Annotated in this window: 25 protein-coding genes and 1 pseudogene; 12 read left to right on the forward strand and 14 right to left on the reverse strand. The window is 66.7% G+C overall.

The window, feature by feature from the left end; all coding sequences use genetic code 11:
• Positions 1 to 17: 17 nt before the first annotated feature.
• From ACZ6I3_RS37460 to ACZ6I3_RS37470, 3 genes are all read right to left on the reverse strand, one after another.
• Positions 18 to 1109 carry a YlbL family protein gene (locus ACZ6I3_RS37460; RefSeq protein ID WP_469420807.1) on the reverse strand — a complete coding sequence of 364 codons (1092 nt, stop codon included), beginning with the start codon at positions 1107 to 1109 and terminating at the stop codon, positions 18 to 20.
• 382 nt (positions 1110 to 1491) lie between these two features.
• Positions 1492 to 1953 (reverse strand): molybdenum cofactor biosynthesis protein MoaE, encoded by a 462-nt coding sequence (locus ACZ6I3_RS37465; protein ID WP_469420808.1) that lies wholly within the window; start codon positions 1951 to 1953, stop codon positions 1492 to 1494.
• A 146-nt stretch (positions 1954 to 2099) separates the two neighbouring features.
• Positions 2100 to 3221, reverse strand: a complete 1122-nt coding sequence (locus ACZ6I3_RS37470; RefSeq protein ID WP_469420809.1) for an SDR family oxidoreductase — start codon at positions 3219 to 3221, stop codon at positions 2100 to 2102.
• Between the two features lie 193 nt (positions 3222 to 3414).
• On the opposite strand from ACZ6I3_RS37470, the gene ACZ6I3_RS37475 reads away from it, so the two are divergent.
• Both ACZ6I3_RS37475 and ACZ6I3_RS37480 read left to right on the forward strand, forming a co-directional pair.
• Positions 3415 to 4890 (forward strand): zinc-dependent metalloprotease, encoded by a 1476-nt coding sequence (locus tag ACZ6I3_RS37475; protein ID WP_469420810.1) that lies wholly within the window; start codon positions 3415 to 3417, stop codon positions 4888 to 4890.
• Entirely contained in the window at positions 4887 to 5414 is a 528-nt protein-coding gene (locus ACZ6I3_RS37480) for an NUDIX hydrolase (RefSeq protein ID WP_469420811.1), read from the forward strand. The genes ACZ6I3_RS37475 and ACZ6I3_RS37480 overlap by 4 nt, the downstream gene beginning before the upstream one ends.
• 168 nt (positions 5415 to 5582) lie before the next feature.
• Here the strand turns inward: ACZ6I3_RS37480 and ACZ6I3_RS37485 are convergent, their stop codons facing one another.
• From ACZ6I3_RS37485 to ACZ6I3_RS37500, 4 genes are all read right to left on the reverse strand, one after another.
• Positions 5583 to 6338 carry an AIM24 family protein gene (locus tag ACZ6I3_RS37485; protein ID WP_184590674.1) on the reverse strand — a complete coding sequence of 252 codons (756 nt, stop codon included), beginning with the start codon at positions 6336 to 6338 and terminating at the stop codon, positions 5583 to 5585.
• A gap of 16 nt (positions 6339 to 6354) precedes the next feature.
• A complete protein-coding gene (locus ACZ6I3_RS37490) occupies positions 6355 to 7035 on the reverse strand; it encodes an AIM24 family protein (RefSeq protein WP_215118632.1) in 681 nt (226 codons plus the stop codon).
• 11 nt (positions 7036 to 7046) lie between these two features.
• Positions 7047 to 8756: a TerD family protein gene (locus tag ACZ6I3_RS37495; RefSeq protein WP_469420812.1), complete on the reverse strand. Its 1710-nt coding sequence runs from the start codon at positions 8754 to 8756 to the stop codon at positions 7047 to 7049.
• A 142-nt stretch (positions 8757 to 8898) separates the two neighbouring features.
• Entirely contained in the window at positions 8899 to 9507 is a 609-nt protein-coding gene (locus ACZ6I3_RS37500) for a M48 metallopeptidase family protein (RefSeq protein ID WP_469420813.1), read from the reverse strand.
• 269 nt (positions 9508 to 9776) lie between these two features.
• On the opposite strand from ACZ6I3_RS37500, the gene ACZ6I3_RS37505 reads away from it, so the two are divergent.
• Together ACZ6I3_RS37505 and ACZ6I3_RS37510 are read left to right on the forward strand one after the other, a co-directional pair.
• On the forward strand, positions 9777 to 10991 hold the full coding sequence (locus tag ACZ6I3_RS37505; protein WP_469420814.1) for a ThiF family adenylyltransferase: 1215 nt from the start codon (positions 9777 to 9779) through the stop codon (positions 10989 to 10991).
• Positions 10984 to 12354: an ABC1 kinase family protein gene (locus ACZ6I3_RS37510; RefSeq protein ID WP_469420815.1), complete on the forward strand. Its 1371-nt coding sequence runs from the start codon at positions 10984 to 10986 to the stop codon at positions 12352 to 12354. The genes ACZ6I3_RS37505 and ACZ6I3_RS37510 overlap by 8 nt, the downstream gene beginning before the upstream one ends.
• A gap of 38 nt (positions 12355 to 12392) precedes the next feature.
• Here ACZ6I3_RS37510 and ACZ6I3_RS37515 read toward each other — a convergent pair whose 3' ends face one another.
• The 5 genes from ACZ6I3_RS37515 to ACZ6I3_RS37535 form a co-directional block, all read right to left on the reverse strand.
• Positions 12393 to 12602, reverse strand: coding sequence for a hypothetical protein (locus ACZ6I3_RS37515; RefSeq protein ID WP_469420816.1), 210 nt, complete (start codon positions 12600 to 12602; stop codon positions 12393 to 12395).
• Positions 12603 to 12738: 136 nt separating this feature from the next.
• A complete protein-coding gene (locus ACZ6I3_RS37520; protein ID WP_469420817.1) occupies positions 12739 to 13062 on the reverse strand; it encodes a hypothetical protein in 324 nt (107 codons plus the stop codon).
• Positions 13059 to 13427, reverse strand: coding sequence for a WhiB family transcriptional regulator (locus tag ACZ6I3_RS37525; RefSeq protein ID WP_469420818.1), 369 nt, complete (start codon positions 13425 to 13427; stop codon positions 13059 to 13061). Before ACZ6I3_RS37525 ends, ACZ6I3_RS37520 begins: the two co-directional genes overlap by 4 nt.
• A 171-nt stretch (positions 13428 to 13598) precedes the next feature.
• Positions 13599 to 13925 (reverse strand): hypothetical protein, encoded by a 327-nt coding sequence (locus ACZ6I3_RS37530; protein ID WP_469420819.1) that lies wholly within the window; start codon positions 13923 to 13925, stop codon positions 13599 to 13601.
• Positions 13926 to 14089: 164 nt separating this feature from the next.
• Complete coding sequence (locus ACZ6I3_RS37535; protein ID WP_469420820.1) at positions 14090 to 16369, reverse strand: ATP-dependent DNA helicase UvrD2; 2280 nt, start codon at positions 16367 to 16369, stop codon at positions 14090 to 14092.
• Positions 16370 to 16468: 99 nt separating this feature from the next.
• Between ACZ6I3_RS37535 and ACZ6I3_RS37540 the strand changes: the two genes are divergently transcribed.
• The 5 genes from ACZ6I3_RS37540 to ACZ6I3_RS37560 all read left to right on the forward strand — a co-directional run bounded on the left by ACZ6I3_RS37540 (position 16469) and on the right by ACZ6I3_RS37560 (position 21583).
• Entirely contained in the window at positions 16469 to 16732 is a 264-nt protein-coding gene (locus ACZ6I3_RS37540; protein WP_469420821.1) for a mycoredoxin, read from the forward strand.
• 366 nt (positions 16733 to 17098) lie between these two features.
• Positions 17099 to 17329 carry a hypothetical protein gene (locus ACZ6I3_RS37545; RefSeq protein ID WP_469420822.1) on the forward strand — a complete coding sequence of 77 codons (231 nt, stop codon included), beginning with the start codon at positions 17099 to 17101 and terminating at the stop codon, positions 17327 to 17329.
• Positions 17326 to 17520, forward strand: coding sequence for a hypothetical protein (locus tag ACZ6I3_RS37550; RefSeq protein WP_469420823.1), 195 nt, complete (start codon positions 17326 to 17328; stop codon positions 17518 to 17520). Before ACZ6I3_RS37545 ends, ACZ6I3_RS37550 begins: the two co-directional genes overlap by 4 nt.
• Positions 17521 to 17738: 218 nt before the next feature.
• Entirely contained in the window at positions 17739 to 19913 is a 2175-nt protein-coding gene (locus ACZ6I3_RS37555) for a bifunctional DNA primase/polymerase (protein WP_469420824.1), read from the forward strand.
• Between the two features lie 836 nt (positions 19914 to 20749).
• Entirely contained in the window at positions 20750 to 21583 is an 834-nt protein-coding gene (locus tag ACZ6I3_RS37560; RefSeq protein WP_469420825.1) for a recombinase family protein, read from the forward strand.
• 531 nt (positions 21584 to 22114) lie between these two features.
• Here the strand turns inward: ACZ6I3_RS37560 and ACZ6I3_RS37565 are convergent.
• Positions 22115 to 22549, reverse strand: a complete 435-nt coding sequence (locus tag ACZ6I3_RS37565) for an ATP-binding protein (protein WP_469420826.1) — start codon at positions 22547 to 22549, stop codon at positions 22115 to 22117.
• Positions 22550 to 22755: 206 nt separating this feature from the next.
• Between ACZ6I3_RS37565 and ACZ6I3_RS37570 the strand changes: the two genes are divergently transcribed.
• Both ACZ6I3_RS37570 and ACZ6I3_RS37575 read left to right on the forward strand, forming a co-directional pair.
• On the forward strand, positions 22756 to 23607 hold the full coding sequence (locus ACZ6I3_RS37570) for a helix-turn-helix domain-containing protein (protein ID WP_469420827.1): 852 nt from the start codon (positions 22756 to 22758) through the stop codon (positions 23605 to 23607).
• A gap of 2 nt (positions 23608 to 23609) precedes the next feature.
• The gene (locus ACZ6I3_RS37575; protein ID WP_469420828.1) at positions 23610 to 23807 is read left to right on the forward strand and encodes a DUF397 domain-containing protein; all 198 of its coding nucleotides are present in this window, start codon (positions 23610 to 23612) and stop codon (positions 23805 to 23807) included.
• A 101-nt stretch (positions 23808 to 23908) separates the two neighbouring features.
• Here the strand turns inward: ACZ6I3_RS37575 and ACZ6I3_RS37580 are convergent, their stop codons facing one another.
• Entirely contained in the window at positions 23909 to 25486 is a 1578-nt protein-coding gene (locus ACZ6I3_RS37580; RefSeq protein WP_469420829.1) for a recombinase family protein, read from the reverse strand.
• 122 nt (positions 25487 to 25608) lie between these two features.
• On the opposite strand from ACZ6I3_RS37580, the pseudogene ACZ6I3_RS37585 reads away from it, so the two are divergent.
• Positions 25609 to 25695 (forward strand): annotated as a pseudogene (locus tag ACZ6I3_RS37585) (NrdH-redoxin); the annotation flags it as partial.
• Positions 25696 to 25713: the final 18 nt, after the last annotated feature.

A 25713-nucleotide genomic window follows, 5' to 3' on the forward strand; every position in this document is an offset into this window, starting at 1 on the left:
GTCCTCGGCGCCGCGGACTACTTGCCGCACTTCGGCAGGTCCGCCGTGTCGCCGCTGCGGAGGTCCTTGAGGGCGCCGAGGGCGTCCTGGATGGTGTCCACCTTGATGAGGGTGAGGCCCTCGGGGGTGTCCTTGGCGGCTGCGGCGCAGTTGTCGGCGGGCGTCAGGAAGTACTGCGCGCCCTTGGCCCGGGCCCCCACGGTCTTCATCTCGATGCCGCCGATCGGGCCGACCTTGCCGGTGTCGTCGATCGTGCCGGTGCCGGCCACGAACTTGCCGCCGGTCAGATTGCCCGGCGTGAGCTTGTCGTAGATGCCGAGTGCGAACATCAGCCCGGCGCTCGGCCCGCCGACGTCGGCCAGCTTGATGTCGACCGTGAACGGGAACGTGTGGTCGGTCCCCGCGGAGATCCCCACGATGGCGCGCTTCTCGCCCTTGTCGTCCGAGGTCGTCGTGGTGATGGTGATGTCCTGCGTCTTCGTCGGCGTCCGCTTCTCCTTCTCCGCGGCGGCCTGCTCCTTGGCCGGCACGATCGTGAAGCGGACGTCCTGGCCCGGCTTGTGCTTCGTGACGAGCTCCGCGACGTCGGCCGGCTCCTCGACCGTCTTGCCGTCGACGGACTTGATCACATCCCCGGCGTGCAGCTTGCCCTCGGCCGGGGACCCCTTGACGACCGTCGAGACGATCACCCACGCCTTCACCGGAACGTCGAGTTCCTTCAGGGCGGCGACCTTGGCGCTCTCCTGGGACTGGCTGAACTCCTCGGCGTTCTCCTGGGTCGACTGCTCCTCCGTCTTGCCGTCCGGGTAGAGCGTCTCGCGCGGCACGACCTTGTTGTCGTGCGCGAGCCAGCCGTAGACGGCTTCGACCAGGTTCATCCGGTAGTCGGCGCTCGTGACCCGGACCGTGGTCATGTTCAGGTGGCCACTGGCCGCATAGGTCTTGCGCCCCGAGATCTGCAGCACCGGCTCGCCGTCATGATCGCCAAGTGTGTTCACCGTCGGCCCCGGGGACATCTCCGCGTACGGCACGGGGATGAACACTCCCGCGCACAGGAGCGCGATCAGCATCAGGGTGGAGGCGAGCATCGTCGCGGTGCGGCGTGGCATGACTCGACAGTACGGGACGGGCCTGTCAGCGCACCGTCAGGGCCGCCCGTCCGGGGCGGCCCTGTGGGCTATACCGTCTCTGACCTGCTGTTTCCTTGGCTTTCAGCTACCCGGCCCGGGCTTCTCCATGGCCTCGCGAAAGCGGGCGTATCCGGTGAGTTCCGGGCCGTCGCCGCGCGACCTGCGAGTCCGGTTGGCCCAACTGCCCCAGAGCCCCGCGCCGATGGCAGCCACAAGCGGAATCAGCAACCAGGCGAGAGCCGCCATGCCGACCTCCAACCCCATTGAGCGTCCGCAACTGACTGATCAGCAGATTAACCATCCGCAGAGACAACGCTCACGCCAGGGGTGCGGTTACGCAACCGGAGGGCGGTTCCGGGGATCAGCAGGCACCGACCCATTCCTCGGTGCCGTCGGAGAACTTCTGGTGCTTCCAGATGGGCACTTCGTGCTTCAGGTCGTCGATCAGCTTCCGGCAGGCCTCGAAGGCCTCTCCTCGATGCGGACAGGAGACTGCGACGACCACGGCGAGGTCTCCGACCCGGAGATCCCCCACCCGGTGCACGGCCGCCAGCGCCCGCACGGGGAAGTCGGCGACGACCTTCTCGGCGATCCGCCGCATCTCGGCCTCGGCACTCGGGTGGCAGGAATACCCGAGCTCCGCGACATCGGCGCCCCCGTCGTGGTTCCGGACGGTCCCCACGAAGAGCGCGGTGCCGCCGGCCGCGTCGTCCCCGACGGCCCGGAACACCTCGTCCAGGGAGAGGGCCGTGTCCCGGATCCCGATCAGCCTGATCGGATCCTGTGCTCCCTGCTCACCTGGGTGATCACTCGTGGCTGCCATGCCCCCATCGTGCCGCACGCGACTGACAACACGGAATAGACCTATCGACCGGCACGCGCGCGTAGGCGTTGGAGCCTCCTACAGGTGCGCTCGGGCAGGTGCGCTCAGGCGTGCTCCCACGGGTGGTCTCTCCACGGGCGGGTCTCTCAGATCCGCCGCCGGGCCTTGCGGGCCCGTCGTACCACCGCGGCCGCACCCAGCAGCGCCACCGTCGCGCCCGCGGCTCCCGCGGCCGTCGCGTCCTTGCGGCCCAGTCGCCGCCCGGCCACCGTGTGCCGCCCGGAGACCTCCTCCAGGAGCTCCGCCAGCACCTCCTCGTTGGTGTACTGCGGGCGCCACCCCGAGTCGTGCAGCCGGCTCCCGCTCACCACCCAGGGGTACATCGTGTACGCCAGGTCCCCCGCCGGAGACGGCGTGAGCCCGATCCGGTGCAGTCGCGCCGCCGCGCCCAGCGCGACCGCCGACGGCAGCTCCATCCGCCGGATGCCGCTGAGCTCCTCGACCTCCTCCTGCTCCAGCCACCCGTCGCAGCCGACGGCCAGTTCCCCGTCGACCTTCTCCAGGACGGCGTACTCGAGCGCGCTGCACAGGTCCTCGACGTGGCAAAACTGCCACGCGGGCCGCGACCCGGCGACGACGAGCAGTCGAGGAGACTCGAAGTACCTGGTCAGCGCGGTGTCCGTGCCTCCCACCAGCACGGCGGGCCGGACCACGGTGACATTGAGCCCCGGGTGCGCCCGCGGGGCACGCCGTGCCAGCCGCTCGATCTCCAGCAGGTCGCCGACGCCCGTCGCCTCCGCCGTGGCCCGCAGCTCGGCGTCCTCGGACAGCGGCAGCTCGTTCTCCGGCAGCGCCCCGTAGACCATCGCCGAGGTGCACAGCACGACCCGGCGCACTCCGGCCGCGGCCGCCGCCGTCAGGACGGTCTGCGTCCCCCGTACGTTGTAGGCCGTCCGGGCGGCCGCGTCGGTCTCCAGGTCGAGATCCAGCGCCAAGTGCACCACGACGTCGGCGCCGCGCAGTTTGTCCGCGATGGCCGGATCCCGAACGTCCAGGATGTGCCACTGCGCCGCCGCGCACTCGCCACGCCGCTCGTCGATGGCGACGACCTGCTTGACCTCGTCGGACGCGGCGAGCTGCTCGGTGAGCAGCGCTCCGATGCCGTACGCGGCGCCGGTGACCGCGACGACGGGCCCGCGCGCCGCGGGACTCGCGGAACTGGTTGACTGGTTTCGCGCTGCGCGAACCTGCGGATCTGGGGAACTCACCGGGCGTCTCCAGCGGTTGTCTTCAGTACGAGCACGAGTGAAGCGTGCGTACCAGGTGGCATCCATCCTGCCGCAGGCCGTCAGCCGGCAAAGCACCGAGGCCCGATCCGCCCCAAGGTGTCTACGCTGGGTGGTGATGTCGGGCAGCCGTGCCGCCGGAAAGAACCGGCGGCCCTACAAGCCGAGGAATCCCGTGAGTGACACCCCATTCGGATTCGGCCTTCCGCCGGAGGAGCCGGACGACGGCGACGAGGGCAAGAAGAAGGACCAGCAGAGCGGTGGTGGTCAGGGACCGGCCAATCCGTTCGGTTTCGGCGGCCTGCCAGGAGCCGGAGGCTTTGGCGGCGGCCCTGGTGGCCCCGGTGCGGACAATCCGTTCGCTGCCATGTTCGGTTCCCTGAACCCCAACGACCTGGGCGCCGCGTTCCAGCAGCTGGGCCAGATGCTCTCCTACGAGGGCGGCCCGGTGAACTGGGACATGGCCAAGCAGATCGCCCGCCAGACGGTCTCCCAGGGCAGCCCTGACGGCACCAAGGACGCGAGCGTCGGCCCCGCCGACCGCAAGTCCGTCGAGGAGGCCGTCCGCCTGGCCGATCTCTGGCTCGACGACGCCACGTCCCTGCCGTCCGGCGCCACCTCCGCCGTGGCCTGGAGCCGCGCGGAGTGGGTCGAGGCGACCCTGCCCGCCTGGAAGGAGCTCGTCGACCCGGTCGCCGAGCGCGTGGGCACCGCCATGGGCGACGTCCTGCCGGAGGAGATGCAGGCCATGGCCGGCCCGCTGATCGGCATGATGCGCTCGATGGGCGGCGCCATGTTCGGCACGCAGATCGGGCAGGCCGTCGGCGTGCTCGCGGGCGAGGTCGTCGGCTCGTCCGACATCGGCCTGCCGCTCGGCCCGGCCGGCAAGGCCGCGCTGCTGCCGGTGAACGTGGAGACGTTCGGCAAGGACCTGAGCGTCCCGCAGGAGGAGGTGCGGCTGTATCTCGCCCTGCGCGAGGCCGCCCACCAGCGCCTCTTCGCGCACGTGCCGTGGCTGCGCTCGCATCTGTTCGGCGCGGTCGACGGCTACGCCCGCGGGATCAAGGTCGACACGGCCAAGCTGGAGGACGTGGTCGGCCAGTTCGACCCGCAGAATCCCGAGCAGTTGCAGGAGGCCCTCCAGCAGGGCATGTTCCAGCCGGAGGACACGCCGGAGCAGAAGGCCGCCCTGGCGCGTCTGGAGACGGCTCTGGCGCTCGTGGAGGGCTGGGTGGACGCGGTGGTCCACGCCGCCGCGAAGCCCCGCCTGTCGTCCGCCGACGCCCTGCGTGAGACGCTGCGCCGCCGCCGCGCCTCGGGTGGTCCGGCCGAGCAGACGTTCGCCACGCTGATCGGTCTGGAGCTGCGCCCGCGCCGTCTGCGCGACGCCTCCCGTCTGTGGGCCTCGCTCACGGACGCGCGCGGCGTCGACGGCCGGGACGCCCTGTGGGCCCACCCGGACATGCTGCCGACGGCGACCGACCTGGACGACCCGGACGGCTTCGTGCACCGCGAGCAGATCGACTTCTCCGAGCTGGACAAGATGCTCGGCGAGGCGGCGGGAAAGCCCGATCTGAAGAAGAAGGACGAGGCCGGGGCCGAGGGCGACAGCGAAGGCGAGGACAAGAACAAGGGCGACGACGCCGGGTGAGCCTGTACGACGACGCGGTCCTCGTGCTGAAGGGGTACGAGGACCAGCCCGAGCTGCGGCAGGCCTACCTCGACCACCTGGCGGATCACCCTGACGGCCTGTGGAAGGCGTGCCACGCCGGCCACATCACGGCGAGCGCCCTGGTGATCGACCCCGAGGGCGGCCGGGTACTGCTGACCCTGCACAGGAAGCTGCGGATGTGGCTTCAGATGGGCGGTCACTGCGAACCGGGCGACTCCTCCCTGGCCGCCGCGGCCCTGCGTGAGGCGACGGAGGAGTCCGGCGTCTCGGGGCTTTCGCTGCTGCCCGGCGGCCCGGTCCGCCTCGACCGGCACCCGATCCCGCCACCGTGCAACTGCCACTTCGACGTCCAGTACGCGGTCGTGGCAGCACCGGACGCCGCGCACGAGGTCAGCGACGAGTCGCTCGACGTGCGCTGGTTCGGGTACGACGAGGTCGCGGACGTGGCGGACGAGTCGGTGGTACGCCTGCTGGCGGCGACGCGCGCGAGGCTCGGGGCCTGAACACCGGTAAGGGGCGACCGCTCTTGCGGCCGCCCCTTACTTTCGATCCTGGCAGTGGGCTGCGCCCCGTCAGGGGCGCGGGGAACTGCGCGAGCGAGCACAGACAGCCCGCGGGCTGGACGAGACCGCACAGCCCCCGAACCCGACTCGGCCGAACCCGCGGAGCACTCAGCTCCAGACGTTGCCCTGGTTCTGCCCGCGTGCTCCCTGCTGGCCCATGCCGTACTGCGCGGAGAGACCCGAGCCGACCTGGGCGTTCTGCGGCGGCAGCAGCTCGCTGGGCTGGACGAGCGCGTAGCCGGTGCCCATGAAGCTCAGCTCCCAGCCCTCGCCCGTGTTGCCGCGCCGCCGCCACACCCCGGAGGAGTGCGTCTGGGCCTGCATCTGCACGCGCAGGCTCGTCGACCAGGCGACGATCGCGTCGGCGTCGCAGTTGACGTACTTGTCGGGGGTCACCTGCATCAGCAGCGGCATGCCCGAGGTCATCAGGGCGATCTTGCCCCGGCCGGTGATGTTGAGCTGGTACTTCCCGGAGCCGGAGATGCCGTACAGGCTGTCGACGGCGATGACCTCGTGGTGCAGGGAGGAGTCCATCGCCAGCACGTAGCTGCTGTCGACGGTGAGGCCGTCCTGCTCCACCTCCATGACGTGGACGTGCTGCTTGAGGTTGGCGAGGTAGACCGTGCCCTGCCCGTGGCAGCGCATCAGGTCGAGTCCCTCACCGGTGTGCGCACGCGCGCGTGACTGGTCGTTGCTCTGGTACTCGGCGTCGAACTCGACGAGGCCCTGGTAGGCGACCATGGTGCCCTTGCGGGCCAGGATGTCGTCGTGGCCCTCCAGGGTCACGCGCAGCATCTGCTTGTTCTGCAGGCTCCAGCGGTCCTGGGTCTGCTGCTCGTTGTAGGCGAAAATCGGGCTCTGCATGGCGTGTTGCTCCCCCTCAGCCCCGGACCCGGAGGCGGTCGGTGCTGTCCTCGCTGGGCTGGACGACGACGATGCCCTGACCGGAGAAGGCCATCTGGTAGGCCTCGCCGCTGCCGCGGCCGATCAGCGACTGGGCCCTGAAGCTGCGCTTGCCCTTGACCTTGAGGTTCGGGGACCAGGCGACGAGTGCGTCGGGGTCGACGTACGTCTCGTCCTCGCCGCCTCCGCAGTCGACGACGATCGGCTTGCCCCGGGAGGTCAGCGCGACCCAGCCCTGCCCGGAGATCTTGGTGTTCCACAGGCCCTGCCCGGCGAACTTCGCCAGGCCCTTCACCCGCTCGACGCCCCACGTGAGGTGGGCGTCGAAGGCGAGCAGGTTGGTGGCGTTGACGGAGATGCCGTCGCCGTTGAGATTGATGACGACGACGTTCGCTCCGTAGTCGGAGAGGTAGAGCAGGCCGTCGCCGGAGCACTTCATCAGGGGCGCGCCCTCGCCGGTCATCCAGTCCTTGGCGATCTGGCGCACGGCCGGCGGGTTGGGCTCGTACTGGACGAACCCTTCGTAGGCGGCCATCGACCCCACGCGCGCGAAGAGGTCGTTCCCGGTCTGCATGGCGACCTTCAGCATGTGATTGCCGTGGTTCTCCATGCGGGCGGTGACGGGTGCGGGGGCGTGGCCCGCGAGCTGCTGTGTCATGACGGGCTCCCTCAGACCTCGTACGGCTGGACGACGATGAAGTTGCCGGGCGCTCCCCGGAACTGGAGGTTCACGCTCTCGCCGGTGTCACCGGGGTAGGCGTTACGGCGCATCCGCACCTGGCTGGAGACTACGACCTGGGCGGCGGCCGACCAGGCGACCACGGCGTTGCAGTCGGCGAAGGTGGTGGGCGTGACCGGCAGCACCACGGGTGTGCCGTGCGTCTTCACGACGATGGTGCCGCTCCCCTGGAACTGCATCGTGAACAGCGCGCCTCCGGGGATGCCGTGTCCCTCGATGCGGCGGACCTCGTAGGTGAGGCTCTCGTCGAACGCGAGGACGTTCTCGGCGGAGACACAGACGGCGTCGCCCTGGAGCTCGATGGGGTGCAGCATGGTCGAGTTCTCGGCGAGGAACACCTGGCCCTGGCCCGTACAGCGCATCAGCTGCATCTCCTGGCCGGTCGCGTTGCCCACGATCCGGCCGGCGAAGCCGGCGCCCTTGTAGCTGAAGTCGACCTTGCCCTGGTAGAGCACCATGCTGCCCTGCCGGGCCAGTACGGGCTGTCCGCCGACGCCGAGGTCGACGCGGACGAGCTTCTTGTTCTGCTGCGTCCAGCGCTGCCCTGTGGGGGTCTCCTTGAACTGCTGGAGCGCGGCGGACACACCGGCGCCCTGGGGAGCGGCGGCCTGCGGGGCAGCACCCTGCTGCGGGGCACCGTAGGGAGCCTGCCCGTACGGCGGCGGCTGGCCGTAGCCAGGGGGCGGGGCCGGGGCCTGAGGTGCTTGGGGCGCCTGGGGCGCCTGGGGCTGGCCGTAGCCGGGAGGCAGCGGAGCCGTCTGGCCGGGGACCTGGCCGTACGGCGGCGGCTGCTGGCCCGGCTGGCCGTAGGGCGCGGGCGCCGGGGCCGGAGGCGGTACCGGGGAACCGCCGGGCGGGTTGTTCATGGGCGCGACGATGGTCGGGGCGCCATGCACTCCGGGTGCCGGCGCCGGTGCCGGAGGCGGCGCGAAGCCCTGCGCGGCGGGCTGGGGAGCGGGCGGCGGCGCGGGAGCGGGGGCCGGAGGAGCTGCCGGGGCAGGGGCCGGGGCCGGGGCCGGTTCCGGAGTGCCGGGGACGCCGAACGCGGGCGGGGCGAAGCCAGGGGCGGCGCCGGCCTGCGGTTGCTGCGGGGCGGGCTCGGGCGCCTCCTCCTCGGCCACCTCGCCGCCGAAGTTCTTCAGCAGCGCGTCGAGGCCGCCGTCGAAGCCCTGTCCGACCGCGGCGAACCGCCAGACGTCCTTGAGATAGAAGTCACCCAGCATCACGGCCCGTTCGGTGGAGAACTCCGAGCCGTTGAAGGAGTAGCGGGCCACCTCCTCGCCGCCCGCGACGATGCGGATGTACCCGGGGGCGATCTGCGACATCTGGCCGGCACCGTCGATCGTCGCCGTGAAGGACAGCTTCTGGATCTGCGACGGGATCCGGTCGAGCGTCACCCGGAAGGACTCCGTGTCGCCCGCCTGGGCGCCGAGGAGCTGAAGGGATTCCTCGGGGGACTTCGGCTGGTTGAAGAAGACGAAGTAGCGGTCGTCCGAGAGCCGTTCGTCGGCGTCGAGGCCGAAGCAGCTGATGTCGAAGCTCAGCCCGGGGCCCGAGATCTGCACACCTACGTACAGATCCGTGCCCGCGGTGAGGTCACTGATCCTGGCCTTGTGGCCGCGTTGGAATTCCCTGGCCATGCGTAACGACCGTCCCCCATCCAGAACGTGATTGCGTTGCGCCAGGCTAACGGCAAACTCTGACACCGGACGGTGTCGGTACAGACCCGGTACATAACCCCCGCGCAGCCGTATCGGCTGCTCGCTCACGCAAAGGTGTCACTCACCCCGTGGGGCCTTCACCCCGCGCCCCGGGCACATGCGGCAATCGCTCGGCGGCGACCACGCCTTCGAGGTACCCCCGGGCCCGCTCCGTCCGCGGATAGGCCTCCAGCAGCTCCCAGAAGCGAGGTCCGTGCCCGGGGACGAGCAGATGGGCGAGTTCGTGGACGAGGACGTAGTCGACGACGTACTCGGGCATGCCCTGGAGGCGGTGCGACAGGCGGATGCTGCCCTCGGACGGGGTACAGGATCCCCAGCGCGTGTTCTGGTTGGTCACCCAGCGCACCGAAGCGGGCCGGGCCCGCCCGCCGAAGTACTGGTCCGACAGACGCCGGGCCCGCTCGGCCAGCTCGGTGTCGCCGAGGGTCCGCTTGCTCTCCTGGGCGGCCAGCTTGTCGAGCATGACGGTCACCCAGCGCTGCTCCTCCGCCTCGGACATCCGGGCGGGGATGAGCACAACGGTGCGATCGCCCTCGCGGTACGCGGAGACCGTTCGGCGTCGGCGGGTGCTCCTGCGGACCTCGATCGCGCTCGCCCTCGAGCCGCTCGGCGGCTGGCTCATCGTGCTGCGCTGTGGCTTTCCGGCGCGGTGCAGTGGGTCGGCGGGCACGCCCCGACGTTACCCGCTGCACACGGGGAAGTCCCGGCTCCGGGACGGTTCGGTGCCGATGCCCCCACCGGCCGCCGGATTTGTACGACGAATGCTCGTACCTGTGGACAACTTTCGGCAGCCGACGGCGGGTTTGGGCATGCTGGCTCTTGTCGGCGAAGCGCTGGGCGGGTTCGGTCCGGGACCAGGCCGGGCCTGCGGGCCAGTCTCGGGCTGCTCCCGCACTCGACCGGCACACGGGGACGATCTATGACATACGGGGGCCTGTCATGCATCCGATGGTGAAACCCGCGCTCAGGCGCGGCTGGCGCGACCTCAATACGGTGCAGTTCGGGATGACGCCGGCGCATGCGATGACGCTCGGCCCGATGGACCTGGCGACGGGCAGTTTCCTCGACCTGCTGAACGGCACACGGGGGCTGGAGCTGCTGCGCGAGGAGGGACGCCGTATGGATCTGCCCGACGGTCATGTCGACGGGCTGGTGGGGAGGCTCGCGCGGGCCGGTCTCCTGGACGACGCGCGGGGCGGCGGATCTGCCGCCGACGCCCTGCGCGGGAAGAAGGAGGTCCTCGACCGGCTGCGCCCCGACCTGGCCTCCCTGTCCTTGACCACCTCCGCTCCCGGCGACGCGATCAGACAGCTGGCCGCCCGGCGCGCGCAACGCGTTCAGGTGCGGGGTGCGGGCCGGGTCGGCGCCGTGCTGGCCGCGCTGCTGGCCGGCGCCGGCGTCGGCGAGGTCGATGTGCGCGACCTCGGACGGGTGGAACCGTGGGACGTCGCGCCGGGCGGACTGCCCGCCGATGCCGTCGGCGACCGCCGCGACGAGGCGGCCCGACGTGCCGCGCGCCGGGCGGCCCCGGACCGGCCGCCGCGCCCCGCGACAGCACAGGCACCCGCGGAGGAAGGCGACCCCGGTTTCTCGCTGGTGATCGTCGCCCCGCGGGACGACGTGGCCATGTACGCGCCGGACCCGTCCGCCGCCGAGTCGCTGATGTCCGCCGGGACACCCCATCTGTACGCCGGTGTGGTGGAGGGGACCGGCATGGTCGGCCCTCTCGTCCTGCCCGGGGAGACGGGCTGCGCGGGTTGTCTGCACAACAGCCGCACCGACCGGGATCCGACCTGGCCGCGCCTGGTCGCCCAGTGGCGCTCCGGCAGACAGCGTCACGTGCGGCCCTGCGACCTGGCACTCGCCACGACCGTGGCCGGACTGGCGGCCGCCCACGCGCTCGCTTTCCTCGACGGCCGCGTTCCGTCGAGCGCCGGGGCACGCTGGGAGGTGTCCGTCCCCCGTCTCCACTGGCATGCTCGGCCGGTCTGGGCGCATCCGGCATGCCCGTGCGCTGCGGCGGAGAGAGGAAAGGGGGAGCGCCTCTCGGAGGAAGGGGGGTCACACGAGACAATGGCGGTGCAACGGCCGTCGGAGCAGTGCCGTGAGGCAGAGGCGGAGCGGCCGGCTGGGACTTGGAGGGCGCATGTCTGATCTTCCCCGGAAGGCGGTCACCCGGACCGCCAAGCTCGCCGCACTCCCGCTCGGCATCGCCGGGCGGGCAACCTGGGGATTCGGCAAGCGGATCGTCGGCGAGTCCGCGGAGCTGGTCGGCCGCGAGCTCCAACAGCGCACGGCGGAGCAGCTGTTCAAGGTGCTCGGCGAGCTCAAGGGCGGCGCGATGAAGTTCGGCCAGGCCCTGTCCGTCTTCGAGTCGGCACTGCCCGAGGAGGTGGCCGGCCCCTACCGGGCGGCACTGACGAAGCTCCAGGAGGCGGCGCCCCCGATGCCGACGCGCACCGTGCACGCGGTGCTCGAGGAGCGGCTCGGCGAGGGCTGGCATGAGCTGTTCCTGGAGTTCGAGGACAAGCCCGCCGCGGCGGCCTCGATCGGCCAGGTGCACCGAGGGGTGTGGCACGACGGCCGTGAGGTGGCGGTCAAGGTGCAGTACCCGGGCGCCGGCGAGGCCCTGCTGTCCGATTTGAACCAGCTGAGCCGCTTCTCCCGTCTGCTCGGTCCGCTGATTCCCGGGATGGACATCAAGCCGCTGATCGCGGAGCTGAAGGACCGCGTCTCGGAGGAGCTGGACTACGGCCTCGAGGCCCAGGCCCAGCAGGCTCACGCGGAGGAGTTCGCGGACGACCCGGACGTCGTCGTACCGCAGGTGGTGCACCAGTCCGACCAGGTCCTGGTCACCGAGTGGATCGACGGCATCCCGATGTCGGAGATCATCGCGGACGGCACCCAGGAGCAGCGTGACCGCGCCGGCCAGCTCCTGGCCCGTTTCCTGTTCTCCGGCCCCGCCCGCACCGGCCTGCTGCACGCCGACCCGCACCCGGGCAACTTCCGGCTGCTGCCCGGCGGTCCGGAGGGCGAGGACGACTGGCGCCTGGGTGTCCTGGACTTCGGCACGGTCGACCGTCTCCCGGGTGGTCTGCCGGCCACCATCGGCGAATCCCTGCGGATGACGCTGGACGGGGAGGCCGAGGCGGTCTACGAGCTTCTGTGCGCGGAGGGGTTCGTCAAGGAGACCATAGAGCTCGATCCCGACGCGGTGCTGGACTACCTGCTGCCGATCATCGAGCCGGCCCAGGTCGAGGAGTTCACCTTCACTCGCGGCTGGATGCGCAGCCAGGCGGCGCGTGTCGCCGACCCCCGCTCCCCCGCCTACCAGCTCGCCAAGCAGCTCAACTTGCCCCCTGCGTATCTGCTGATCCACCGGGTGACCCTGAGCACGATCGGTGTGCTGTGTCAGCTGGGGGCGGCGGTGCGTCTGCGCGAAGAGTTGGAGGAGTGGCTGCCGGGGTTCGAACCGGAGGACCCGGCGGACGGCGAGGAGCCGGCGGCGGAGGCGTGAGCCCCGGCGGGTCCCGCGGGTGATCGGCTCCCCGCGCTCTACCACCAGTCCGAGTCCAGTCGCCCCTCGATCGATCTGAGGTTCTTCCGGGAGCAGGTCTCGCAGAAGTCCCGGCGGGCGCCGTGCTCCACGGAGCAGGTCCAGGTGAGCTGCGGGGCTTCGGCCGAGGTGCCGCAGCGGGCGCAGACAAGGCGTTCGGGCTCCGCGGCGGAGCCTTCGTCGTCGTTTCCTCCGGGAGGGCTCGTCACGCGCCGACGATATCTCCGTGCCCGGCGGCTTCGCGGACACAACGCACCACGGGGGCCGGTCCGTTCGCACGGACCGGCCCCCGCGGGGTGAGCTCGGCCTCCCGGATCGGGAGGCCACCGCTTCAGGTGGGTTCGGTTACTGCATGACCGCCATGGCGAGCGCCCGGCGGGCACGCCGTGAGGCGCGCTCCGCCTTGCGCTGCATCCGGCGGGCGGCCACCAGGCGCGCGGCCCTGCGGTCTCGCTCCGCCTCCTGCAGTCGCTCGTGCATATGTGCACGAGCCATGGCTTCTGGGATGAGTTGCATCTCTCGGGTCCTGTTCTGGCGCGAGTCCCTCGCGCCGTGCGGGGTGAGGTCTTGAGTCGCGGAGCCTGCGGGCTCGTGGGTGGACGGCTTCATCGGGGCCTGCTTCTGGGGGTCGTGCGTGAAAGGACGGTCGATCGTTCCTGCGGTGTTCATACCGTGACCGGGTTCTTGCGCGGGCGGCCACGCGGCCGCTTCCGGGCGACGACGACACCCTGCACGAACAGCTCGCCACCCCAGACGCCCCACGGCTCACGCCGCTCCTTGGCGCCGGCGAGGCAGGCCTCGACCAGCGGGCAGGTGCGGCACAGGGACTTGGCGTACTCCACGTCCGCCGGCGACTCGGCGAAGAAGACCTCCGGGTCGTAGAAGCGGCACGGGACGGGTACGCCGAGGTTCTCGATGGCGTCGTCGAGCGCGGTGAGCGCGGTGAGGGGGGTCAAGGCGGAGTCCTCCGTGGGGCCGGGCTTGGGGATCGTGTCGGAAGGCGGTACGGACGGGGCGTGCGCTTCGAGTTGCACGGTTCGTCTTCCTCGTCTGGTCGTTCCGGCCTGTTGGCCGGGGGCGGCTGGTACCCGGTTCTTTTCTTGTCCCGAGGCTCCTTCGGTCCGTCGTCCCTGGTCAGGGACAAACAGAAGGGCCGCGGATCCCGGATGGGGTTCCGCGGCCCTGAAGGCGCCGGCCTGATCAGATCAGGCTGGATCACTCCAGGGTTCTGGCCCACGGAAGGCCCACATCTGGTGGTGCTGCGTCGTCTGCGTCCGGAATCCGGCACCGGTCGCCGTAAAGGCATAGGCCCGCGCCTGTCCCTTTACTGCCGCTTCCAGTGCCTTGGTCGGTCGCTCATTGCGCTCACGGACGGGAAGGCCCGTGGGAGCAAGGGAGGAGGACGCCGGACGGACGGCACGAATGCCGGACAGACCGGTGCCCAGGTTCGAAACGCCGAGCATGCACGTGGAGACGGCCGAGCGATCGGTCATTTTCACGATGCTGATGGAGCTGCTGTTGATGCTGATCACTGGACTCGCCTCCTCTCGGCGTCTCGGGGGACTGGGTGAACCAGTCCGACGGATATGCAAGTACAACACGGAATCAGGGCCTTCGAGAAGGCCGCTGCTCTCGTGCCTAAGAACCTATGGGGATTGCTGGGGCATGCGCAAACTATTTTTTCGACGAGTTGGGATCAGTCCTGATCTGTGTCCCCTCCGGGGTACTGGCCTGCGCAGATGGCCAGGACATCGGCTCCGTAGCGGGTGAGCTTGCGCATCCCGACGCCAGGGATGCGTGCCAGCTCGTGCTCGTCGTCGGGGGCGGTCTCGGCGATCGCCACCAGAGTCCTGTCGGTGAAGACGCAGAAGGCGGGCTGACCACTGCTCCTTGCCTGTTCGGCGCGCCACTCTCGGAGCCGTTCGTAGAGGCCCTCGTTCATGTCGGAGGGGCAGCCGTCGCAGCGCATCAGCTTCATCTCGCCCGCGTCGGTGAGCGTGCGGCCGCAGACGCGGCAGCGGGCGGGGGTTCGCTGCACTCGCCTCGGGGCGGAACCCCTGGTTCCGGGGATTCCGCGCTCGATGCCGCCCGCGGCACCGCCGGTCGTACGGCCCTTGGTGGCCGTCGAGCCGGGGCGCAGCCCGTCGAGGAAACGGCTGGGGCGGCGGTTGGGGCGGCCGCCGGGTGAGCGGGAGAGGGACCAGGAGACCTGGAGGTGTTCCCGCGCACGGGTGACGCCGACGTACAGGAGACGGCGTTCCTCCTCGATCTGTTCGTCGGTCTTTGCGTAGGTGATCGGCATCATGCCCTCGGCCACGCCGACCAGGAAGACGACGTCCCACTCCAGGCCCTTGGCCGAGTGCAGGGAGGCGAGGGTGACGCCCTGCACGGTCGGAGCGTGCTGGGCGTTCGCCCGTTCGTCGAGCTCGGCGACGAGGTCCGCCAGGGTGGCGCCGGGTTTGGCGGCGGCGAAGTCCTGGGCGAGGTTCACCAGGGCGGCCAGGGACTCCCAGCGCTCTCTGACGGCGCCGGAGCCCGCCGGTGGCTGCGGTGTCCAGCCCTCGCCCGACAGCACGGCACGCACCTGCGAGGGCAGGTCGACGACGTCGTCCAGGAGGGAGTCGTTGCCGCCGAAGCGGGCCGCGCCGCGCAGGGCGACGCCCGCCTTGCGCACCTCCGGGCGGTCGAAGAACCGCTCGGCGCCGCGCAGCTGGTAGGGCACCCCGGCGTCGGCGAGGGCCTGTTCGTAGGTCTCGGACTGCGCGTTCGTCCGGAACAGGATGGCGATCTCGGCGGCCGGGACCCCCGCGTCGACGAGTTCACGGATGCGGCGGGCCGCGCCCTCCGCCTCGGCCGGCTCGTCGGTGTACTCCGTATAGGCGGGCTCGGGTCCCGGCGCACGTTGGGATACGAGCTCCAGGCGGTGGTCGGCCGCGCGGCCCCTGGCCTGGGCGAGCAGGCCGTTGGCGAGGTGGACGACCTGGGGCGTGGAACGGTAGTCGCGGACCAGCTTGACGACCGTGGCGCCGGGGTGGCGGGTGCGGAAATCGAGCAGATGGTCCGGAGTTGCTCCCGTGAACGAATAGATCGTCTGGCTGGCGTCGCCGACCACGCACAGGCTGTCCCGCTCGCCGAGCCACAGTTCGAGAAGGCGCTGCTGGAGGGGACTGACGTCCTGGTACTCGTCGACCACGAAGTGCTGGTACTGGGAGCGGACCTGTTCGGCGATGTCGTGCCGGTCCTGGAGGACGGCCACGGTCAGCAGCAGCACGTCCTCGAAGTCGATGACGGAGCGCTCGCGCTTGACGTCCTCGTAGGCGGCGTAGAGCTGGGCGATCTCCGCGGGGTCGCGCGGGGCCTCACGGCCCGACTTGGCGACGGCGGGCGCGTAGTCCGCGGGGACGGTCTGGGTGACCTTGGACCATTCGATCTCGGCGGTGACGTCCCGCAGCTCGCCCCGGTCGAGCCGGATGCGGCAGGCCGCGGCCGCGTCGGCGACGAGCTGGATCTTGCGGTCGACGAGCCGGGGCATGGAGCCGCCGACCGCTTTCGGCCAGAAGTACTGGAGCTGACGCAGGGCCGCCGAGTGGAAGGTGCGCGCCTGGACGCCCGCGGCGCCGAGCTGGCGCAGCCGGCCGCGCATCTCTCCGGCGGCGCGGTTGGTGAAGGTGACGGCGAGCACGCTGGAGGGGTGGAGGACGCCCGCGCGCACCCCGTAGGCGATGCGGTGGGTGATCGCCCGGGTCTTGCCCGTGCCCGCGCCCGCCAGGACGCACACCGGACCGTGCAGGGCGGTGGCCACCTCGCGCTGCTCGGGGTCGAGCCCGTCGAGCACCGCGTCGGCCGAGTCCGGTACCTGCGGGAACAGGGTGGAGTGCGTTGCTGCTGTCACACGGCCATGCTGCCAGGTCGTGGGAGACGGCCGTGCCGGTTGTCCACAGGTGGGCCCCGATAGTCGTACTAATGCGGCAGGCATCACGTCCGGCACCTCCCGGACCCCGGGAATGGCGGCCCCCTCACGTACGTTCCACCTCTGCGACCACCCGCCCCGAGCCACCGAAGGAGCACAAGAGACATGCTGGGCACTGTGACGATGTACAGCACCACGTGGTGCGGCTACTGCCGCCGGCTGAAGAGCCAGATGGACCGCGAGGGCATCGCGTACACCGAGATCAACATCGAGCAGGACCCGGAATCCGCCGCGTTCGTGGAGAAGGCGAATGGCGGAAACCAGACGGTGCCCACGGTTGTTGTTTTTGCCTCCGGGGAGGATACCCCCAAGGCAGTCATGACGAACCCTTCTCTTGCCCAGGTCAAACAGGCTCTCGGGGCAAGCTGAGTCCTGCGCCACAGTTAGCCTGAGAGCCCCGTACCACCCCGCTAGGGGAGGGCGGGGTTCTCGTGTGTCAAGGGCCCGCGAGCCGCTCTTTCGGATGCGCTACGGGACAACGAAAAGTAGCCCTCAACGCAGACGCGTTTGAAGGCTGGCAGTGCCGGGTGTCTCGCCTCTGCGAGCACTCCGGAGGGTATGAAGTTTGAGTCCCTTACTGGGAGAGCTTTTTCTGTACTTGCCTTGAAGCTGAGGTTACCTAGCCCCTGACTGGGGTTGCTTTGCGCTGCCTCCATTGTACCGATCAGGCATGGGCGAACAGGCTGCAAAATTTCTGCCTCCCACGGGATGAGTCCGCCCCGGTACCATAGCTATATGCGCACCATATCGAAGGAGGATCAAGTGTCAGAGAACCCTGTACACGTACACCACATCCGCACCCCAGAGTGGATGTTCACCGCTATCAAGGAAATCGGGAAACGCGCTGGACGCACCGAGGCAGACATCTTCCGAGCAAGTCTTTCGAACTATCTCGCTGACTACGGATACAGCGAGGCAAAGTGGCTAGAGCAGTTAGACGGCAACAAGAAAGAGGGTCAGGAATGAAGCGACCTGACGATTTAGACGACTTCGTGGTCGATCCGGCCATGCTCGACGCGATCGACACGATCGCAATGCACCACGGACAGACGCGGGCTAACACCGTAGATCTCATCTTACGTCTCGGAATTTCAAGCATGGCATTATCGGGTGACCCGGAGTTAACCAAGGCCGTGGCGGAGGTATTGGGACTATGAGCCACCCAAGCCCAGACCCTAGGCCAACTCAGTACTTCCGCTGTGAGTTATGGGCGGTTGACGCCATTCTCTACATGCAGAGGCGGGACGGCGTAGCAAGAGCGGAGATTATCCGCAGGCTAGTAGAAACAGCCCTTACCGCAGAAGCTCTGAATGATCCAACCATTGACGCGATTGTCCCGGAGGACAGCAGCTCAGATCACCGATAGGAAACACAGATGAACGACGAGAAGAACACCTTCTTACCAATCCGTTTTGCTGACATCGACATCACCGAAATTCCGGATTCTCCAGAAGGGATCGATGACGATCCCAAGCGCCGAACCCTCAAAGGCTACGTCCGACGTGGATTCGCCCTTACCTCTTGCTACTACATTGACGGGTCAGGCGATTGTAGTTGCTGGAAAGGACACGCTTGCTCAACTCCTGGAAAGCATCCGAACGTTGGCTCGCGCTGGAATGAGCAAGAGCAGCACATTACTACGCCAAGGCAGGTTGACGAGACCTGGGGACCGGGCGGTGACCCGCTCCTTAACGTAGGAATTCACACCGGTATCGTAGATGGACGCCGTATCGGTGTTGTAATTGATGTGGACCCAGATCACGGGGGCGCTGAATCCTTTGACCGGCTCTGCTCGGACATCGGCGTCAATTTGAGTGAGACCTTACAGTTCGGGACCGGATCAGGTGGGACGCATTATTGGGTGGAGTACCCAGAATGCGCGGTTATTACCAATTCTAATCGGGCCCTGAAAAAGAAGTATCCCGGCATCGATATCCGCAGTACTGGTGGAATGGTTGTCGTCTATCCGAGCGTAAGCAAGAAGGGATCGTACGGGCCTGATAACGGCAAAACAATGCTGCCAATGCCGGAGGCTCTGATTGACTTACTAAAGTCCTCTGATGCATCCCTCAACGCCACTGGCCAGCTTCCTGCCGCAGCTGTAGCGAACATGTCTAATGGGTTGATGAACAGGGCAGATGCGTACGCCGAGAAGGCCTTAGAAGGCATCCTGTTCCGGTTCATTGATGAGTACGACGATGAAGGCTGGGACGATCTCGTCTATGACGTATCCCTCTCGGCGCTTTCCCTGGCTGCCAGCAACTGGAACTCGCTACAGACTGGCGTCATTATGCGCACGGGAGTTGATGACTACAGCCATTCAGAATCCGGCGTAGTTGCCCGACTTGTAGATGCAGCACCCCGTGGCGGAGACGACGCATGGAATGACTCACGAATGGCTAAGTGCATTCACTCCGCGTACCAGACCGTCACCGAAGAGAACCTTTCCCGCAGCGCTCCTGACTTCGTACGAGAGGCCGTGTCAGAACGAAGCGCGGCCCCAGCTGGTTTAGCCGTCTCGCTCTGGGATGCATCCTCCATGGACTGGGACACGCTTGATGAGGATGACGGCCCAACCCACTGGCTACCGGGAGGATTCCTTATCCGAGGAAGCTACGCATCTCTGGTCTCGGCTCCAAAGGTCGGCAAGACGCTGCTCCTCAAGGATTTTGCTTATCATTGTGCGGCCGGTCTTCCTTTCCTCGGAGACGAGGCTGGAGGAGAGCCGCTAAGGGTACTTTACCTGGACCGGGAGAATTCTCAGCGCAGCAACAAGGCGCAGGTACGGGCTCTCGGAATGTCGAAGGAGTCACACGGCGGCCGTCTGGACATAAAGACCTTCCCTCCGGGAGCCGCTCTCGACACTCCTGTCGGAGCAAAGGAATTCGTACAGCATGTTCTCAATTTCAGGCCAGATGTCTTAATCCTAGACACCTTTGCCCGTTTCGTTCAGGGTGAAGAGAATTCACCGGACACTGTGAACAACGTTTTTAACGGCGTCATTGTCCCGCTGCGTATCACCCTTCCGGATCTCACCATTATCCGCTTAGACCACACGGGTAAGACCCCGGAACGCGGTGCCCGTGGTAGTTCCGCAAAAACCGGAGACATTGACGTCGAATACATAATGTCGCTCGGAAAGGGCGGCACGCTCGTTATGACGTGCACGAACACTCGCGGTGGACTGGAGCCTGATTCAGTCACCATTAAGCGGATTGGTGAAAAGGTCGGCGAGAAGGGTGAGGAGAAGTGGGCCGACGGTAAATCTGGTCACGTCCTCTCAGGGGCGATGCTCACTACCGAATTTCGCAACGTGCCTGATTCGGATGAAGCCAAGGAAGCTAAGGTGCGCATTTTCCTCACGCATAACCCAGGCGCAAACCAGAGTGCGGTACTGGCACAGCTCACCGGAAACAGGGCAGCTAACACAACGTTCCTTAAGTCTCTTGAGAAGGTCGACCGCATCCGCGTGAAGCCGGACCTTAAGAGCAAGGCAAGGCGCCACTATTGGGTTGATGACGATCACAAAGCGATCGGCCTGGAAGCCTGACCCTGACATAGAGGGGTTCTGGACGTGATTCCAGAACCCCTCTATCAAACACTCTGGAATCATGCTGGAACCAGGGTCGGAATCGCGATCACCCCTAGCCGGCGGTTCCATTCATGATTCCGCTAATTCGCAGGTCAAGGCGTTGGAATCATGCTGGAACTGCGATGGAATCATGCTCAGAATTATGACTCCCCAACACCATAGTTCCAACCCCTCCCCTCTCTATAAGAGAGGGGGTGGAACTATGAGGGCGGAACCATAGACGATTCCACTGGTAACTCCCTAGTGGTAAGTTCCGCGCCCCACGGCAACAGGCAAGAGAGCAACTTTTCCAAAAAATGCTCGCTATAGCTCCGGCGACCCTCCGGGCCCTGGCCAGACAGGAAATACCCCCCAAGGGGGTACCTCTCTCAGAATGACAGACCTTTTAGGGGCGGACGTTCGGCCTTTGCGCCGCATCGGCCCTCTTTATGCGCGAGGTTGTCAACATCCTTATGTCAACCCCGCATATGTCCGTGCACGAGCCCAAGGCGTCCCGGGACTAGCCACGTGTGCCCTGGTACGGCCGCGCCATACTGGCTGCCGTCCCATCCCCTTGGCGTCCCACGGTGTCAACCCCTTTAGGCGATCACTCCGCCGTCTGGCGTCCTGCGTCTGCTCAGCACACGCGGGCAGCTAGTGACGGTGTTGATCATGTCCACAAACGATCGTTTATGAGACGACCGAGCCCCGGCCGGACGGTGTCCGATTCGCCCCATCTCTCGTGTCTCACAACCCGTCTCAAAAAGGCGAGTCGGTCCATGGATTATGAGACGCGTTTATGAGACAGTCGGGGCATGACCTCAACGACGACGCATGAGACAGACGCCACTCAGGTTGAACGCCACGACTGCCCCAAGTGTGAGGCCCCCGCAGGGAGCCCCTGCCGTACGGCAACGGGCAAGGTGGCAGCGAACTACCACACGGGACGCTTCGCCCTGGTGCCGTCCCTCAAGGCTGAGCTGACGGTCAAGACACCGGCCGACCGCAACCCCGGTAAGCCGTGGGTGTCCGGTGTCCCCGTCCCCGTGGTACCCGAAGCTGCGCCGGGCGCAGCTATCCGCATCGGGTATGCCCGGTGCTCCACTGTGGGGCAGGAACTCCAAAGCCAGTTGGATGCACTGTCACGTGCCGACTGCACACGGGTGTTCTCAGAGAAGATCAGTACTCGGGTGAAGGAACGGCCCGAACTCGACAAGGCTTTGACCCTGGCCCGGGAGATCAAGGCAGCCGCGCCCCGGCAGCCGGTCATCCTGACCGTGGTCGAAATGAAGCGTCTCGCTCGCAGCGCAGCCGAGTTGATGACCCTCTCTTCCCTTCTCCAGTCCGATGGAATCCAACTGGAATTGCTCTCCGGCCCGCTCCAAGGCGTGTACGACCCGAATGGGGCCGGTGCAATCGTCTTTGCCGTACTGGCAGTCAGCGCTGAGGTAGAGCGGGAGGGAATCCGGGAGAAGACCCTAGAGGGGCTGGACACTGCGGCCCGCAACGGCAACCACGGCGGACGGCCGACCGTGGTGGATGACGACAAAATCGCTGCGGCCCGTGCCCGCCATGCCAAGGGGGAGAGTGTGACCGCGATCGCTAAGGCTCTGGGGGTATCCCGAGCAACGCTCTACCGGCATCTCTGAATGCCCCCTGTACGGCTCTGAGAGCCCCCGACCCATACCAGGTCGGGGGTTCTGTCGTGTCCGGCCTCTCAGAGGCTCTGTACGGGGCCTGAGAGACGCTGAGAACCCCGAGCCGGGGGAAGGCTCGGGGCTCTCGTCACTGCGGCTTCTACGGGGTTCTCAGCGCCGTTCGGCTCGCTTCCGACTCCGGTACTCCTGGTCTAGTCGGTCGGCTTCCTCACAGGGGAGGTTCAGGTTCGCCCCGTTCTCGTCCATCGCCATGCATGTTCGGCACCCAATGCAGTGATCGCAGAGCGCAACGAATGCCGACTGTACGGGGGTGATCTCCTCAGTTTGTGGGGTCATCGCTGCACCCCCTTGCGTCGGCAGTGCGCGCACGGGTGAGAGCACGCCGGTAGGTCGCCCCCGGCGGGGATGAACACCACCCCAGAGGAGACGTCCAGGGCCCCGCCGTGCTTGGTCCACCAGCCTTCCGGCGAACCCTCGTAGGGGGTCCCCTCGAACGGGTCTGGAGAAGTGGCCGCTATCGCGTCACACACGGGCAACTCCGTTGCATTGAGCGGGAGTTGAAGGCTTCAGGTCGATTTCAGCAAAGACGATCTTGCCGACAACCTGAGTGATCACGTTCCACCTGTCGGCAAGAGCGTCCACCAGGAACAGCCCCCGACCGCCGGAATCGTCGGCGGACGGTTCCCTCTCAACGGGCAAGGTGTTTCCGGCGTCCCGGACTTCCAGCCGGATGCAGTCGGGGGACAGAGCCAGGCTTACACCGACTTCCCGCCCCGCCGGGGCGTGCGCGTGCCTGATCGCATTCGTGACCAACTCCGAGGCGATTACGGCGAGATCGTCAGCCATGGACTCGGTCAAGCCCCAATCCAGTGCCACCCGGCGGACGCGGTTACGGGCCGTTCTCACGTAAGCGCTGCGAGTGGGGTACCGCGTTCGATCTGTTCGGAAATCGTCCATGATCACCTCTCCGACCACCCTTGCCACCCAAGCCACTTGACGTCCTGTCAAGTCAGCCTGTGTTTTGCGGAACAGTCCCTACCATGAGGGTTGTCCACCTCACAGTGCAAGTCCCCACTTTGGGGGTTACGCAACGTGGTTGTTCGGGGTGGAGCCGCACGGCAGACTGAAGTGAGACGACGACCAGGAGGCGCACAAACGTGCCGGTGAATCGCAACCCGACCGTTCGGCAACGGCGACTCGGCCGCATGCTCCGGGAGGCCCGGACGGCTGCCGGGAAGACGATCGCGCATGCCGCCGGAGAGCTGGACTGTGCCGAGTCCAAGATCAGCCGGATAGAAGCTGCACAATCCGGCATCCGATCCCTTGACTTGCGCGCCCTCTTGGACTTCTACGGCGTGACCGATCAGACGCGCCGTGCCCGGTACCAGGATCTTGCCCGCAACGGTCGTGAGCGTGGCTGGTGGTCGCAGTACGAGGGAGCGTTGAACTCCGAATACAGCGACCTAATCGCGTTGGAGTGGGACGCTTCCGACTTGTACTTGGTGGAAACGTCCATCATTCCCGGACTACTGCAAACTCCTGCCTATACAGAGGCAGTTGTACGGATGCAGAACCCCGAGAAGTCAGATGAAGACGTAGCGGCCCAAGTCAAGGTGCGCGGGCAACGTCGACAGACCTTTGCCCGCTCAACCCCCTTGCGCCTATGGACAGTTATTGCCGAATCGGCCCTAAAGGCGGATCTAGGCAAGGATGTGATGCGGGATCAGCTCGAATCGCTGATCACTCTCGCCCGTGAGACCAACATTCAGATTCAGGTACTCCCGTCCAGTGCTTCCATCAATGTCGCGCTGTACGGGCCGTTCGGCATCCTCGCGTTCCCGGAGCCGGTAGAGACGGATATCGTGTACCGGGATGACCTAATGAGCATCGTGTATTACGAAGACCCGAAGCAGGTGGAGTTCTATACCGCTTTGTTCCGGCGTCTCAACTCGGAAGCTCTGCCGGTCGAACGCTCCCTATCCATCATCAAACAGCACATCAAGGAAACGGACTGAACATGTCTGTCATCGATAACGCCGCCACTACCGGTTACGACTGGTTCAAGTCCAGTTACTCCAACGGCGACAACAACTGTGTCGAGTCTGCCCACGTTCCGGGAGTCGTGCCGGTACGTGACAGCAAGAACCCCGAGGGTCCGGCCCTGGTCTTCCAGCCGGACGCATGGGGCGCGTTCCTGGACTCGGTGAAGGGTTAGGGTCCCCCGAGCCTGTAAGAGCCTCTGAGAGCCGCTCAGGCCCCGATGCGACGAGAACCCCGTACCAACCCGGTACGGGGTTCTCTGCTGTCGTGTAGCGGCTACTTGGGGCTCTGGCCGACTAGCTCAACTCGTACCCCCTTGGTGAAGGTTGGGTTCTTGATCTTCTGGACGTCCCGGAGCATGCCGGACGTGAGCGCGCTTGTGTCCAGGGTCATGCCGTCCCCGCCCCGTACTGCCTTGACTCCCCAGGTGACCAGCTTTTCGCGCCGTTCCTGGGTGTCGACCGCATCCCACCACTTGCCGTAGGTCTTCCCGGTGTCGACCCATTCGACGCGAGATTGTCCGGTAGGGGTCTGGCTTACCTTCTCGCGTTCCGTGGCCGTTTCGGCGGTGAGCCGTGCGAACTCCATTGCGTCGATTCGGTTTGCCTTCAGTTCGTCCACGTATTGCTGAAGCTGGCTTTCAAGTACTGCCATCTTCACTAGAGCCGAGTCGTCCGTACTGATTCGCTTTTCCAGGATCGGGCTAGAGCCGAGTTGCGCGAGGAACACCGACTTCAGTTCGTCCAGAATCTCGACCGCCGGGAACGACTGTCCGTCACACGCCTTGATTCCCTTGGCGTTATTTCCTACGCACTTGAACCGGGGTTCTTGCCCCTTGGCGGCATTCCCCTTGGCGAAGTACAGGGGCTTCCCGCACGTGCAGTACAGGATTCCGAGAAGCGCAGACGTACGGATAGGCCCCTTGGTGTACTTCACGGTCTTGATGGTTGCCTGGAGTTCTTCGAATTGCTCCGGGGTGAGAACCGCAACCGATCGAATGACGGGAGTACCGTCAGGGTTGCGCTCTACGGTGCCGTCTGCACGGACGTATTCCCCGAGAAGGTTCCGGGACATGAGCACGTTCTGAACAGAAGTAGCGTGCCACTGTGAACCGCGCGGCTTTGCCTTCTTGCCGGAGAGTCGGGTATTCGTGCTTCCGGCCTTGGCCGCACGAATGCGGGCAATGTCCTGAGCCGTGGGAACCTTGTTCTCGTTCAACCAACGTGCGACGGCAGCGAAGTTCTTGAGTTCCAAGAACTTCTCAATCATGCGGAGAAGCCACGGCCCATACGTCGGGCAGAGTTCCAGGGTGTACCCGTCGCCGTCCTCGGCCGGTACCGAGATACGGCCGAATGGAACCAGGCCACCAGGCCAACGACCCTGGGCACGCATAGAGTCGCGAGAGCTGCGGATACGTTCCTTGATGACTTCTAGTTCTGCCTCTGCCAGAACGGCGAGAATCTTGGCGATAGTCCGGCCCCAGGATGTACCCAGGTCGAACCCTTCCTCAACCGATACGAGGGACTTCCCGTGCTTCTCGCACCAGTCGAGAAGGTTCGATAGGTCGCGGACCGACCGAACGATACGGTCAATCTTCAGGACGTACAGAACGTCGAATTCATCGATTCGGTCGTTCAGGAACTTGCCGAGTTCCGGCCTGTTCCAGGGGGACAGTGAGGCCGAGACATCGACGTCTACGGCCCACTCGTCCAGAAGATCGAGTTCGTCCGCGATCACACGGTTAGTGATCTTGCGGCGCTGGGTGTCTTCACCCGTTTGGTTGAGTCCGCCGACCGAGAGCCGGATCACTCCGAGTGCGCGACGCGTGGTCACTGCCGTAGCCGTTGCCGACATGGGGAACCCCCAAGCACAGGTGGGCAACCCGCTGATCTTCCGCCGCTGTCATCTGGCCACCGTCCCTGGTCAGAGCGTCCAAGGGGGAGACGATGTTCCCGACGATCATGGCGGCAAAAATCAGGACCGTGCCCACCGTTCTGTTCCCGGACGGCTCCACCCTCACCAACCCGTCCCTGGCTCAGGTGAAGCAGAAGGTCGGCGCATAGGCGCAGCACGGTTGTGCG

The organism is Streptomyces sp. NPDC041940, from assembly GCF_055589465.1.